Genomic DNA, 13,700 nt, shown 5'->3' with positions numbered 1-13,700 from the left:
TTGAACATGATCCAGACAATGACAAAAATACTGATCGCTAACCGCGGCGAAATTGCTTGCCGTATTCATCGAACTTGCACGCGGCTGGGGATCGCGTCGGCCACGATACATTCCGAAGCCGACCGAGAAGCGCTGCACGTGCGTGAGATCGGTGAATCGATCGAGGTTGGAGGGGCGGCGGCGGCCGACAGCTATCTCAATGTCGCTGCGATTGTTGCTGCGGCCAAGCGAGTTGGTGCGACGGCAGTTCATCCCGGGATTGGGTTTCTCTCCGAGAACGCCGATTTTGCGGCCGCCGTCGAGGCGGCCGGACTGACCTTCATCGGACCTCGCGCCGAAACAATGCGGCGCTTCGCCGACAAGTGGGATGCAAAGCGCGAAGCTGTGGCGGCCGGCATTCCGGTTATTGAGGGGAGCGACGGAAGCTTTGCGGATTTGGCCGACGTCGAGAAGGCTGTCCGCGCACTGTCGTTGCCGGTACTGCTGAAGGCAGCGGCGGGCGGAGGAGGCCGTGGGGTTCGCGTCGTCTCGAGTCTTGCTGGCTTGAGGGAGAGCATCGAGTCAGCAATGCGCGAAGCACATTCATCGTTTGGGCGGCCCGACATCCTCGTTGAGCAGTTTATCGACAAGCCGCGTCATATTGAAGTGCAGGTCGCTGGCGACGGTGCCGGTCAAGTAGTTCACTTCTACGAGCGTGAGTGTTCCCTGCAACGCAGATTTCAGAAGGTCATCGAGGAAGCTCCTTCATCGGCTCTACAGCCTAAAATGCGCCAGAGGCTGCTCGAAGCAGCCGTTCGAATGGCAGAGCGCGTATCATACCGCGGCCTTGGAACCATGGAATTCCTGGTCGCAGGCGAGAAGTTCTTCTTCCTCGAGTGTAATCCGCGTCTGCAGGTCGAGCACACGGTTACGGAGGAGATAACGGGCCTGGATCTCGTCGAAGTTCAGATCAGGATTGCAGTCAACGGAAAGCTGCCTGTTCGGCAAGAAGAGGTTCGCGCGAACGGACATTCAGTCCAGGCGCGGATCTATGCAGAAGACCCGAGTGCTGGTTTCATTCCATCCACCGGAGAAATCTACGCTATCGCCGTTCCAGGCTCGAACGTGCGCGTGGACACCGGTGTTGATGCCGGCTCTTATGTAACGCCCTACTACGACGCCATGATCGCCAAGATCATAACTCGTGCACCGACGCGCGCTGAAGCGATACATCGCTTGAAGGTTGCGATCGAGGCTACCCTGGTGACGGGAGTGCAGACGAACCTCAAATTCCTGTCTCATCTCCTGAATCATCCCGCTGTCGTGAGCAACACTGTCGATAACCGCTTCATCGACCGCGAACTGTCATCCTTGGTAACCGAAGTTGCCCCTTCATCGGAGATTGTGGCGATCGCGGCGAAGGTGTGGCTCGAACACAACTACCCTCGGCTTGAGGCGGATATTTGGAGTGGTCACGGCGGATGGCGTCTGAGCGATGGCAACAACCACCCGTCTCAAAAACCTTCCTACGTTCTCGTCGCAAGCGATCGTCGTTACAGCGTTCATCTCGGACCCGAAATATCATCCATCACGTCGCTTGCGATCGACGACCATATCCACGCCTTTGCATTTCGCAAGACGGCCGAGAATCGTTGCCTTGCAGTGTTCTCCGATCGCGCGATTGCGGCGGCCTATCGCGTGCGAAATCAGCAGATTTGGATTTCTTGCCCCTTCGGCAGCTTTACGTTCGCCGCTGAACCATTTTTGACCGACGCAGGCCGAGATGAACAGGCCAGCGGTAAGCTCTCCGCGCCCATGATAGGCAAGATAATCAAGGTTAACGTTGTTGTGGGCGATCTAGTCAAAGAAAACGACACGCTGATAGTTCAGGAGTCGATGAAAATGGAACTCAGCATCAACGCGCCATATGACGGTCGAGTGACGTCGGTCGATTGTGCTTGCGGGGATCTCGTCGAGAGAAACTCGATCGTCGTAACCCTTGAGCAAATCGAAACGAGGGCATTAAATTGAGCGAATTTCCGTCTTCAGTCGAGTTTCACGAGGAAGGCCCGCGAGAGGGCTTTCAAATGGAAAAGACGCACTATCCGCTTGAGCAGCGCAAGGTGCTGATCGAGCTTCTCGCCGAATCGGGTCTAAAGCAGATCCAGGTCGGTTCGTTCGTCAGTACCAAGGCCGTTCCAACGATGGCTGACACAGCCGAACTATTTGCTGCGATCGATAAGAAGCCCGGTACGCGCTACACATCACTCTGGTTGAACGAAGCGGGCTTTCGACGAGCCGTGGCAACGCCGGGCATTACCCTCGATGGAAAGATACTCGTCTACACGACTGACGAATTTTGTCTGAAGAATAACAACTGTACCGTGCTCGAGTTGCGCGAAAAACAGAAGAGGTGGCTGGAGCTTTATGACAACGCGGGCGTGCCCTTTGAGCAAGCCTACATCATCACTGCGTTCGGCTGCAATTATGAAGGTGAAGTCGCGGTCAGCAAGGTCGTCGACGCTGTCCGGTTCCTTGAGGAATTGTGCTCTTCATCCAAGCGGCCGCTTCCCCATATCTACCTCGCTGATACGGTCGGCTGGGCTAATCCGGAGAGCATTAAGCGCCGAATCTCCGCCGTGCGCAATGCGGTGCCCGCAGTTCGCATTGGAACGCATCTGCATGATACGCGCGGTCTCGGTGCCGCCAACGTTTATGCTGCCTTGCAGATGGGCGTGGACCTGTTCGACAGTTCAGTCGCGGGACTAGGCGGCTGTCCGTTTGCCAAGCATGCAAATTCCCATGGTGCCGGCAATATCTGCACCGAGGACATGGTGTTCATGTGTCATGAGCTTGGAATCAAGACCGGCATCAATCTGGAGATACTCGTCGAAGCGGCTTTGTTTGCAGAGCGCATGATCGGGCGGCCGCTTGCCGGCAAGCTGATGCATGCCGGGATCCCAAGAAAAAAGTGAGAATGCCACGCCGGTCGGCTTTCGGAGCCGAATCGGTCAATTATCGAAGAGGGAGCGATGACCAATCAGCCAACGACATCCGAACTACCCGTCATCTTTACAAAAGAGAACGGCATCGCAACGGTCAAGATCAATCGGCCGAAAGCACGCAACGCGTTCAACGTGGAAACGTCCGACACCTTGCTTCGAATCTGGCAAGAGATCGATGATTCTCCTGACGTCCGCTGCATCATATTCACTTCTTCTGATTGCGGCACCTTCTGCGCAGGGATGGATCTGAAGGAAGCGGCTCGGCTCAAGGCTGAGACAGGCCGCGATATCCTGAGCTTCTACAAGGATCCGATGCAAGCTCGCATGCGTCGCGTCAAGGTGCCGATCGTCGCTGCGATGACAGGCCACCTAGCAGCCGGGGGCATGATGCTCAGCTTGAACTGCGACATCCGGGTGGGTCTGAAGAACACGAAGATCGGTATCACGGAAACGAAGATCGGGCGCGGCTCGCCATGGGGTATGCCGCTGGTCTGGATGTTGCCTCAGGCGGTCCTGATGGAGATGACGATGACCGGTGATCTTTATCCGATCGAGCGGTTTCACGAACTTGGCTTCGTCAACTATCTCGAGGATTCGCCAGATGCCGTTCGTGCCCGTGCAACCCAGATCGCACGTTCGATCAGGGACAACGCACCGCTTTCAGTGATCGCAGGAAAGCGTGCCATTCTCAATGCGATGAGCGTCGGGTGCGATGCCGGTATGGAATCTGCATTCCATATCTATCGCGAAGCGTACAGCAGCGAAGACGCCCAGGAAGGACCGCGCGCTTTTGCGGAAGGGCGGAAGCCGGTCTGGAAGGGCCGCTAGGAGCGATCGATGTCGGGAGCGAAGCCCTCTATGCTTTCGCTATTCTCTCCGGGCTGGATCGGGACATTGGAGGTCAAGAACCGGATCGTTCTTGCAGCCACCAGCACCGAGTTGGCCGACGCGACTGGCTTTGTCACCGACGAAATGATCGAATTTTATGCTGAGCGGGCCCGCGGCGGCGCGGGCCTGCTCGTCGTCGAGGCGACCTATGTGCATCCCGCTGGCCGGCGCCTTCGTTTCAACAGCATGATCCACGATGACAAGTTCGTTCCGGGCCTTCGAAGGCTCGCCTCGGCGATAGCCGACAATGGCGCAATACCCGTCCTGCAGATCGCGCACGGCGGCCGCGAGAGCCGAAAAGAGCTTACGGGCCATCCTCCCATTGCGCCTTCGGCAATACCCTCGCGTCACACCTCGGTCGGTGCGTCCGACCGCCCTCGCGAAATGACGAGACAGGACATTGCAGAGGTCACGGTCGCATTTGTTGTGGCGGCGCGTCGGGCGCAACAAGCCGGTTTCAAGGCTGTCGAACTCCACGCCTGTCATGGTTATCTGCTGAGTCAGTTCCTGTCTCCGGACAGCAATCGTAGAACCGATGAATACGGCGGATGCATACAGAACCGTGTTCGATTGCTCGGCGATATAGTACGGCGTATCAAGTCTGAAGTAGGGCCCCTGCTTCCCGTTATCTGCAGAATAAACGCCAATGATCATGTCGAGGGTGGACTGGAGCTGTCGGAATCGGTCGAGGTTGCCGCATTGCTGGAGGCGGCGGGAGTAAACGCGATAAGCGTGTCGAATGGAATCCATGCGTCCCGTCCTTATGCTATCGTGCCGCAGATGAGCGTGGAGCGCGCGTGCTACGCTGAGGATAGCGCACGCATCAAGGCGCGCGTGAGGATCCCGGTCATGGGGGTTGGTCGGATCAACACCCCGGAGGTAGCGGAGGCGATGATAGCGGAGCAAAGGGCGGACTTTGTCTGTCTCAGCCGGGCACTGATCGCCGATCCCTTCTTTCCCTCGAAGATCACGAGCGGTGAAGTGGACGACATCGTCCCTTGTATTGCGTGCAACGAATGCCTGGCGACGGTTCATGGCCATTCCGGCGTGGCCTGTACCATGAATCCCCGCGCCAGCCGCGAGCTGTGGTACAAGCGCAACTCTCACGCTGCCGAGACATCGAAATGCGTCGTTGTGGTCGGAGGCGGCGTTGCCGGAATGGCTGCCGCTTTGACCGCCGCCGATCGCGGACATCGAGTCCACTTGATCGAACGTAGCGGAAGCTTGGGTGGTCAGTTGGCATTAGCTCATAAGCCTCCCCACCGCGAAGAGCTCAAGAACGCCTTGGATTACTTTCGACGAGCCATCGATCGCGGGATGATCGAGGTTCATGTCGGCCGGGAATGGGCGGTCTCCGAACTCGTTGGCCTCAAGCCGGATCATGTCGTGGTTGCCGTAGGAGCTACCACACGCAAACCGTCCTTCCCGGGCATTGAAACGGCCCGCGTACACTTCGGTTGGGAGATTATTGCCGAGCAAACCGATCCCGGAAGGCGGAATGTGGTGATCGGCGGAGGATTGGTCGGAATTGAGGTCGCAGACTTTCTCGCGACCCGCGGTCACGACGTGACGCTGGTGGCTCGGTCGGGCCTGCTGAGCAAGGCGGTCTGGGCCGACAAGGTGTACTTCACTGATCGTATCACCGAGCTTGGCATCGACGTGGTGACCCATGCGCAGGTATTGCAAGTGGGCGAGACCTGGGTGCTGCTCGGCTTGGGTGGCAATGAGAAACGCAAGATCGAAATTGTGGACAGTATCATCATCTGTGCCGGCTATGAACCGCAACAGCAACTGGCACTTGAACTCGAAAGGCTTGGAATCGACGTGCGCCTGGCAGGCGACGTTCAGGGCTCACGGAAGTTGTTCCAGGCCATCGAAGAAGGCACGCTGGTTGCGCTGGATCTGTAGTCCATCCGCAGAAAGAGGGTGCCTCACTATGGAGGCACCCGAGAGCATCAATCCCAATACCAGACGTCGTCGAAGCGTTTAGCAATCTCATCCAGCATGACCTCTGTGGCTCCGCCACCGATCGCATGCAATCGCGCATCGCGCACCATGCGCTCAATCACACCCTCGCGAATATAACCCATGCCGCCGTGGAACTGCTGGCAAGTGTACATGATCTCATTGGTGATCTCCGGACAAAGCGCCTTTACCATAGAGACTTCGCGAATCGACTTTTTGCCTTGCTGGGCCAGGTAGGCTGCGTAGTAGAGGAGTTGCTTGCCCGACTCGAGTTTCGCATGAAGCATGGCGAGCCGCTGGCGTATGGCTTGCTTGTCGATCAGGGTGGCGCCGAATGCCTTGCGCTGCCGCACGTAGTCGATCGTACGTTTGAGAACGACAGCGGCTTCCCCCGTGCACATCGCACCCAGCGTTAAGCGTTCACTCTGGAGGTTGTGCATCAAGGCATAGAAACCCTTACCCTCCTCACCGAGAAGATTGGCCGCCGGCACACGCACGTTGTCGAAATTGAGTTCGGCAGTATCACTGCACCAAATGCCCATCTTCTCGAGCTTACGGCCGACCGTGAACCCCGGCGTACCCTTCTCGACGATGAAAACGCTGATGCCCTTGGCCCCCTTGGCACTGGGGTCCGTGCGCGCAGCGACAAAGTAAAGATCGCCATAGGCCCCGTTCGTAATCCAGAATTTGCTTCCATTGATGACCCAGTCGTCGCCATCCCGGTGAGCCCTTGTGCGAATGCCGGAAACGTCCGAGCCTGCATCAGGCTCGCTGATGGCAATGCCGCAAACCTTTCGGCCTGACACGATGTCGCCGGCATAGCGCTTGAGTTGATCTTCTGTCCCAGCGTGAACGAGGTGAGGTGAAGCCATGCCGACATGCACCATCACGGCCACGGTGACGCCACCGTAGGTGGACCGAGCAAGCTCTTCAGCCAGGACGATCTGGCCAAACACGCCCATGTTTGAGCCGCCCCACCTCTCCGGGTATATAACCCCTAGAAAGCCGAGTTCTCCCATCTCCCGAAACAGATCTCGGGGAATTTTCTGATTTCGCTCCCATTCGTCACCGTAAGGAGCAATGCGTTCTTTAACGAAGCGGCGCACTTGTCTGCGGAATTCCTGAAGTTCTTCAGTGAAGTGGGGCACCATTGATCTCGTCGTCCTTCTTAACACGGTAGTTGTTTAAGCTAACGTACATTAGAAATTTTTTGCAAGCAGAGCTACTCCAGAAAGTCATAGGGCGACGGTTTATCGCTCGCTGGCTAGGCATTTTCTTTGCAGTGAAGCTCCACGTCGCCCCTCACGTACTATTGCTAGTAACACGAAACTACCGTATAGTCGTTAGAAATTAAACGATGGTCCTGGGGTCGTGAGGGATTGGAAACGAAGATGACCGATGCGTACGCGAGCAAATACAAGCGCCTGCAGTTCGACCGCCCTGCACCTCGGGTGCTTCGGATCAGCATGGCAAACGGCAAGATGAACTCCGCAGACAGCATCATGCATGCGGAACTCGGGACAATCTGGCGAGACGTAGACGCCGATCCCGATGTCTCGGCTGTCATCATCACCGGCTCCGGTGCGAATTTTTCGGCAGGCGGCGATTTTGATATGGTTGCCGGCATCATCGACGATTTCGAAACCCGCGCGCGCAACTGGAAAGAAGCGCGCGATATTGTTTACAATATCATCAATTGTTCGAAGCCTGTTATTAGCGCCATTCGCGGGCCCGCCGTTGGGGCGGGCCTGGTGTGCGGTTTGCTTGCAGACATCTCGATTGCATCCAAGACCGCCCGCATCATCGACGGCCATACGCGCCTGGGTGTTGCGGCCGGCGATCATGCGGCGATAGTGTGGCCGCTTCTGTGTGGGCTTGCCAAAGCTAAATACTATCTTCTCCTGTGCGATCCTCTCTCCGGAGAGGAGGCGGAGAACATCGGGCTCATCTCTCTGGCTGTTGAAGACAGCGAGCTCGATCCCAAGGCGGTTGAGGTGGCTACGCGCCTTGCCAATGGTGCGCAGAGCGCGATTCGCTGGACGAAGTATTCTCTCAACAACTGGCTTCGTCAGGCAGGTCCAACCTTTGACGCGTCTCTCGCCCTGGAGTTTCTCGGGTTCACCGGGCCAGAGGCAAAAGAAGGCCTCGCGTCGTTCAGGGAGAAGCGACAGCCCTCCTTCCCCGCAACGTCGCCACTTTAAAAATTCGGGAGGGCAGTTTGAGTACCGCGAACATGACGATCGACTCCATCTTTGCCTCTGCCGCGCTCGAAGCCGGGGAGAGGCGACATCTCCAATTCCACGATGGTAGCTACGCGAACTACTCGCAGACCTACGAGCGGGCTCGCCGCCTCGCGGGCGCTCTTGCCGGTGCAGGTGTTACCAAGGGCGACCGGATAGTGAGTCTGATGGGGAATTGTCGGGCACTTTACGAATTTTTCATTGCTACAAGTCTGCTTGGCGCGATTGCGGTACCCATCAATACTCACAGTACGGAATACGAGATTGGCCGGCTGATCCGCGACTGTGGGGCGAATGCGTGCGTTGCCGAAGAGACGCGGGTCGCCGCGCTCTCCGAGGATGTTGCGGCGCTGTTGAAGTGCAAGATTATCGTCGGTCCCGGCGGGGCAGGCTGGCATTCCTATGAAGACGCTCTTGCGCGGGCGGCACCAATTGACGGCTCGCGTAGCACTTCGGGCGACCCTTGCCTCATCATTTACAGCTCCGGTACGACTGGCGATCCGAAAGGAATTGTTCTTCGACATGAGTGTCTCGTGGAGAATGCAAATCGCGTTATCGAGAGAATTAAGTACATCGAAAAAGATGTCTTCTTGACGTTGCTTCCTTCGTTTCATCTATTCGGTTACAGCTTTGACTTCATGTACAGCGCGATGGTCCGTGCCCCGCTGGTTGTGATGGCATCCTTTGAACCGCGGGTCGCACTCGAAACAGTCGAGCGGTTCAGCGTTTCGATACTAACTGGCGTTCCGACGATGTTTGCGCGAATGTTCGACGCGAAAGCGCTTGAAGGACACAATATCAGTAGCGTCCGTCTTCTGGCCGTCGGTGGGGGACCCGTCAGTCCATCACTCAAGCGCCACTTGCGCTCTATGGGGATCGAGGCAGTCGAGAGCTACGGCCAGACGGAAATCAGCACCGTATCCGCAATCCAGATCCCGGGCGTCGATTGCTCGGATGGATCGACGGGGCCGGTGTTACGTGGATTTGAGGTCCGCGTGATCGATCCGGAGGGGACTGAGGTTCCTCTCGGCGAAGCTGGTGAACTGGTTTTCCGCTCTCCGACGTTCATGCATGGATATTGGAACCAGCCTGAACTAACCGCACAAACGATTCGCGATGGCTGGCTGCATTCGGGAGATATCGGTCGACTGGACTCGGACGGGAATGTCTACATTCTTGACCGAGTAAAGGACATGATCGTCGCCAATGGCTTCAACGTGTTTCCGAAGGAGGTTGAGAACGCCATCAGCCTCCATCCTTCGGTTCTGTCGGCCGCAGTTATCGGGCTTCCCGATGAGTTACGCGGGGAAGACATTCACGCGTTTGTCGTGGTTCGGCCCGGTCACACAGTCGACGTTGCTGCAATGGCACAACACTGTGCCGGGCATCTCGCCAAGTACAAGCTGCCGAGAACCTTCAGCTTTCTCGACGAACTGCCGCTGACAGCCACCGGAAAAATTCGACGGTTCAAGCTCCGCGAGATGGCTGCCGCCGACATTTCCAGTGGACGCGCGGTAAGCTCGAAGGCGTCCGCGCGGAAGCCCGGCGGTCACGCCGCCTAACTATCAATTCCCTCAGAACATCTAGCGGCAACAGCAATGACGATCGCTTCGATCATCGAACGAGACAGGAGCTCTACTGGAGCGAAAAGCTTGCCGCAGCTTTTCTCCGACAATGCGGCGCAGCTCGGAAATCGTCCCTGCATGCGGGAGAAACATCGCGGTATTTGGCGCCAATGGACCTGGCAGCAGGTATTCGAGGACGTCCGCGCTCTTGCTGCGGCATTTCACGAGCTAGGGGTGAAGCCAGGCGATCGGATGATCATCCTGGGCGAAAACCGCCCTCGTCTATATTGGGCAATGTCGGCGGCGCAATGGTTAGGAAGTACTCCCGTGCCGCTTGCTGCGGACACTCCGGCGGACGCTCTCGCGCGAGTCGTGGCGGAGCTGGACGTGTCCGTCGTCGTCGTTGACGGAAGTGGTCAGTATGAAAAGCTTCTGCGAGCTGGCGAGGCCATCCGGCCCAAGCTCAACAAGGTGATCGTTGACAATCTTGCTGGCCTGGAGGTGAGTGAGGCACTCCCGGTCAATCCAATGGATGACCTCATCACTGCGGGCAGGCAGGCAGGTTCACCGACGAAGGCGAAACTGGATCAAGCGCTCTCATCTCGACAGCTCCAGGATTGCGTCGCCGATCTTCCGTTTTCTCACATTACCCTTGGCTCGCCCGCCGAGTCATGGTCGCAGATGCAAAGCGTCCGCGTTACCCACGCTGATGCGATCGAGTATGCAGACCAGGATCTAAAGGCGCACGAACTCGGCAATAAGGATGATGTCATCGCGTATCTTCCGTTCGGTTCGTGGGCGGACCTTTACGGCTCGCATATCCTGCCTCTTACGACTGGTGTTACCGTCAATTTTCCCGAGGCTGCGGATACGATTGCCGTTGATATTCGCGAGATCGGTCCGACAATTCATTTCATCCCCGATTGGGCGATCAAAAAGCTTCGCGATGCGGCCTTGGCGCGCGCTGAAGGCGCGGGCGGCGCGCGTCTTGCCAAGTCTATCGAGGCCTGTCGAGTGCGACGAAATCCGTGGACCCTGCTTCTCCAGGTCGTTCTTCTCTGGCCGATGCGCGACGTACTCGGCCTTTCACGAACGAGAATAATGTTCATCGTTGGTGACCCAAAAAGGGGTGCTGTCGATTTTCTGACCGCGCTTGGGATCCCCTCCGTTCAGTCGAAGGAACCTCGCGCGAGAGCGATCGCAACATCAAATCTGCTATCGAGCGCGCGCGCCGGTATCTCAATTCCGTCGGTGGTGCACTGATGCACGCGACCGCCGCCCCGCTGTTGCAGCTCAACAAGATATCTCTTCGGTTTGGAGGGATTGCAGCGCTTTCAAATATTTCCTTCGATGTGCGGGAGCATGAGGTGCGCGCGATTATCGGACCGAACGGCGCGGGCAAGAGTTCGATGCTGAACGTGATCAACGGCATCTATTTTCCGCAAGGGGGCGAGATCATCTTTCGGGGCGAGAAGCGCAGCTGCATGAGTACGCGGGTGGCTGCTGCCGCCGGCATCGCACGAACGTTTCAGAATATCGCCTTATTTCAGGGAATGACCGTCCTCGATAACGTAATCGCCGGCCGGAATCTCAAGTTCAAGGCGAGCTTGCTGGCGCAAGCGGTCTGGTTTGGTGGCGCGCGGCGAGAAGAAATCGCACAGCGCGAGAAAGCAGAGGGGATCATAGAGTTTCTGGAGCTCGAGCGCTACCGCAAGAAGATTGTATCTCAGTTGCCTTATGGGCTCCAGAAGCGCGTTGAGCTTGCGCGGGCGCTTGCAGCGGAGCCAAGCATCCTGCTGTTGGACGAGCCGATGGCAGGAATGAACGCCGAAGAAAAGCGGGATATGTGCCGGTTTATTCTAACCAGCAATCGCCGCAATGGAACAACGATCGTTCTCATCGAGCACGATATGGGCGTCGTGATGGATATCTCAGATCGAATCGTCGTGCTCGACTACGGTCGAAAGATCGCCGATGGTTTGCCGATAGACGTCCGAAACAGCGAGGACGTCATCCGAGCGTACCTTGGCAGAAGCGAGCAGGCGGATTAGCGCATGGCGTTCTTTATGGAAGTTCTCATTGGCGGCCTTCTTGCAGGCGTGATGTATGGATTCGTGGCGCTAGGCTTCGTGCTTATCTACAAGGCATCAGGTGTTTTCAACTTCGCGCAGGGCACCATGGTGTTCCTTGGCGCGCTGACGGCAACGGGACTTAAGCAGCTTGGATTGCCGTTATGGCTCGCAATTGCGATTACAGCGGCTCTCACCATTGTCCTCGCGCTGCTGATCGAGCGGTTGGTTCTCAAACCGCTCCTGGCGCAACCACCGATATCGCTCTTCATGGCCACGTTGGGACTATCCTTCGTTATCGAAGGCGTAGCTCAAGTAATCTGGGGAAACAATGCGCGAGCGCTGGATCTTGGTATACCGGACGTTCCGCTGGATTGGTTGCTCGACACAAGCGGGGTCGGCGTGTCGACATTCGATCTCATCGCATCGTTGATCGCGCTTGCCTTGATTGGGATGCTTTCCGCATTCTTCTCGTACACGAAAACAGGCCGTGCGCTGCGTGCCGTGGCCGACGACACCAAGGCTGCCCTCTCGGTCGGCATCCCGCTGCAACGGGTCTGGGTCATCGTTTGGAGCGCTGCGGGGCTGGTCGCGCTGGTTGCTGGACTTCTTTGGGGCGCTCGCAACGGTGTCCAGTATTCGCTGACCCTCGTCGCCCTAAAGGCCTTTCCGGTCCTGATCATTGGTGGCTTCAATTCAATTCCCGGCGCCTTCGTCGGGGGGTTGATCGTCGGTGCCTCGGAGAAACTGGCTGACGTCTTCATTGGCCCAATGATCGGAGGCGGGATCGAGAGCTGGTTTCCCTATGTTCTTGCGTTGCTGTTTCTGCTCGTACGCCCCGAAGGGATCTTCGGCGACCGCATCATCCGCCGTGTGTAACGAAGGTTAGGCCAATGTTCTATCGTTTATCTGGACAGTTCAAGGCCTCGTACGATGAGGACAACAGGGTCTTCGGCGAGAGGCTTGATCGTCGGATATTCATCGTGACGATGCTGGTCGCTGCGATAGGCGTGCCATTGTTCGCCTCACACTACCTCCTGTCAGCGGTGCTCATACCGTTCTTGATTTTTTCACTGGCGGCACTTGGCCTTAACATTCTGACCGGCTTCGCTGGCCAAGTGTCGTTCGGGTCTGCGGCCTTCATGGCAATCGGAGCATTCGCCTCCTTCAACCTGTTACTGCGTATTCCGGAAATACCCTCCTTAGTCGCATTCGTGCTCGGCGGACTTTGCGCTTCGGCAATCGGGGTCATTTTCGGGCTGCCCTCACTTCGCATCCGCGGCTTCTACCTGGCGGCGTCCACGCTGGCGACACAGTTCTTCATCGTGTGGTGCCTCAGCAAGATTGGCTGGTTCACAAATTATGCCGCGTCAGGCGTCATCACTGTCCAGCGCGTGGCGCCGCTCGGGTTTCCGTTGGATAATCACGTCAGCAAGTATCTATTCGTTCTCGCTGTCGTCACTACGCTGGCAGCGGCCGCCAAGAACCTCATTCGCTCCCACATCGGCCGCTCCTGGATGGCGATCCGTGACATGGATGTTGCAGCTGAAGTAATTGGCGTCAGCCCTTTGCATGCCAAGCTCACTGCTTTCGCTGTAAGCGCCTTCTACTGTGGCATCGCGGGCGCGCTCTACTCGTACGCGTATGTCTCGACCGTGGAGCCTGATGGCTTCAATCTCGATCTCTCGTTCAAGATTCTCTTTATGATCATCATCGGTGGTCTAGGAAGCATTTTGGGGTCGTTCATCGGTGCGGCATTCATTGTGCTGCTTCCGATAGGCCTGAGCATCGCGTTCAGTTCCATGGAGCACCTCAGCGGCCTTAGTGCGCCATCTGGCATGACCTCAAACGTCGAGCTCATCATCTTCGGAGTGATCATTATCGTGTTTCTGGCCGTCGAGCCGCACGGCCTGGCACGCCTATGGCAGCGGGCAAAGGAGAAACTCCAAATCTGGCCGCTGTCGCATTGAAGTCAAAATCGAACAAAGC

General features: G+C 57.2%; 11 protein-coding genes. 10 read left to right on the top strand and 1 reads right to left on the bottom strand.

The genetic code is table 11. The annotated features are described in order from the left end of the window. Window positions 1-6: 6 nt before the first annotated feature. Genes UNPF46_RS31165 through UNPF46_RS31150 form a run of 4 tightly spaced genes read left to right on the top strand, consistent with a single transcriptional unit; the run spans window position 7 to window position 5,780 of the window. The gene (locus tag UNPF46_RS31165) at window positions 7-2,010 is read left to right on the top strand and encodes an acetyl/propionyl/methylcrotonyl-CoA carboxylase subunit alpha (protein WP_246668774.1); all 2,004 of its coding nucleotides are present in this window, start codon (window positions 7-9) and stop codon (window positions 2,008-2,010) included. After that, on the top strand, window positions 2,007-2,954 hold the full coding sequence (locus UNPF46_RS31160; protein WP_142252568.1) for a hydroxymethylglutaryl-CoA lyase: 948 nt from the start codon (window positions 2,007-2,009) through the stop codon (window positions 2,952-2,954). The genes UNPF46_RS31165 and UNPF46_RS31160 overlap by 4 nt, the downstream gene beginning before the upstream one ends. Before the next feature lie 57 nt (window positions 2,955-3,011). Then, window positions 3,012-3,812 carry an enoyl-CoA hydratase/isomerase family protein gene (locus UNPF46_RS31155; protein ID WP_142252567.1) on the top strand — a complete coding sequence of 267 codons (801 nt, stop codon included), beginning with the start codon at window positions 3,012-3,014 and terminating at the stop codon, window positions 3,810-3,812. Between the two features lie 9 nt (window positions 3,813-3,821). Beyond that, the gene (locus UNPF46_RS31150; RefSeq protein WP_142252566.1) at window positions 3,822-5,780 is read left to right on the top strand and encodes an oxidoreductase; all 1,959 of its coding nucleotides are present in this window, start codon (window positions 3,822-3,824) and stop codon (window positions 5,778-5,780) included. A 47-nt stretch (window positions 5,781-5,827) separates the two neighbouring features. Here the strand turns inward: UNPF46_RS31150 and UNPF46_RS31145 are convergent, their stop codons facing one another. After that, window positions 5,828-6,988, bottom strand: a complete 1,161-nt coding sequence (locus tag UNPF46_RS31145) for an acyl-CoA dehydrogenase family protein (protein ID WP_142252565.1) — start codon at window positions 6,986-6,988, stop codon at window positions 5,828-5,830. A gap of 240 nt (window positions 6,989-7,228) precedes the next feature. On the opposite strand from UNPF46_RS31145, the gene UNPF46_RS31140 reads away from it, so the two are divergent. The 6 genes from UNPF46_RS31140 to UNPF46_RS31115 are packed head-to-tail and all read left to right on the top strand — an operon-like array spanning window position 7,229 to window position 13,681. Further along, window positions 7,229-8,038 (top strand): enoyl-CoA hydratase/isomerase family protein, encoded by an 810-nt coding sequence (locus UNPF46_RS31140; RefSeq protein ID WP_142252564.1) that lies wholly within the window; start codon window positions 7,229-7,231, stop codon window positions 8,036-8,038. 32 nt (window positions 8,039-8,070) lie between these two features. Beyond that, window positions 8,071-9,639, top strand: coding sequence for a class I adenylate-forming enzyme family protein (locus UNPF46_RS31135; RefSeq protein ID WP_142252563.1), 1,569 nt, complete (start codon window positions 8,071-8,073; stop codon window positions 9,637-9,639). A 36-nt stretch (window positions 9,640-9,675) separates the two neighbouring features. Beyond that, window positions 9,676-10,905, top strand: a complete 1,230-nt coding sequence (locus tag UNPF46_RS31130) for an AMP-binding protein (protein WP_142252562.1) — start codon at window positions 9,676-9,678, stop codon at window positions 10,903-10,905. Next, complete coding sequence (locus UNPF46_RS31125) at window positions 10,905-11,693, top strand: ABC transporter ATP-binding protein (protein WP_142252561.1); 789 nt, start codon at window positions 10,905-10,907, stop codon at window positions 11,691-11,693. Before UNPF46_RS31130 ends, UNPF46_RS31125 begins: the two co-directional genes overlap by 1 nt. A gap of 3 nt (window positions 11,694-11,696) precedes the next feature. Continuing rightward, window positions 11,697-12,590 carry a branched-chain amino acid ABC transporter permease gene (locus UNPF46_RS31120; RefSeq protein WP_142252560.1) on the top strand — a complete coding sequence of 298 codons (894 nt, stop codon included), beginning with the start codon at window positions 11,697-11,699 and terminating at the stop codon, window positions 12,588-12,590. Between the two features lie 14 nt (window positions 12,591-12,604). Continuing rightward, window positions 12,605-13,681, top strand: coding sequence for a branched-chain amino acid ABC transporter permease (locus UNPF46_RS31115; RefSeq protein ID WP_142252559.1), 1,077 nt, complete (start codon window positions 12,605-12,607; stop codon window positions 13,679-13,681). Window positions 13,682-13,700 lie beyond the last annotated feature (19 nt).

This window comes from Bradyrhizobium sp. UNPF46 (assembly GCF_006658625.1).
In the GTDB taxonomy this organism is placed as follows: domain Bacteria; phylum Pseudomonadota; class Alphaproteobacteria; order Rhizobiales; family Xanthobacteraceae; genus Bradyrhizobium; species Bradyrhizobium nitroreducens.
The sequence above is the reverse complement of the archived record's forward strand: the minus strand, read 5'-3'. Positions and strand labels throughout refer to the sequence as shown.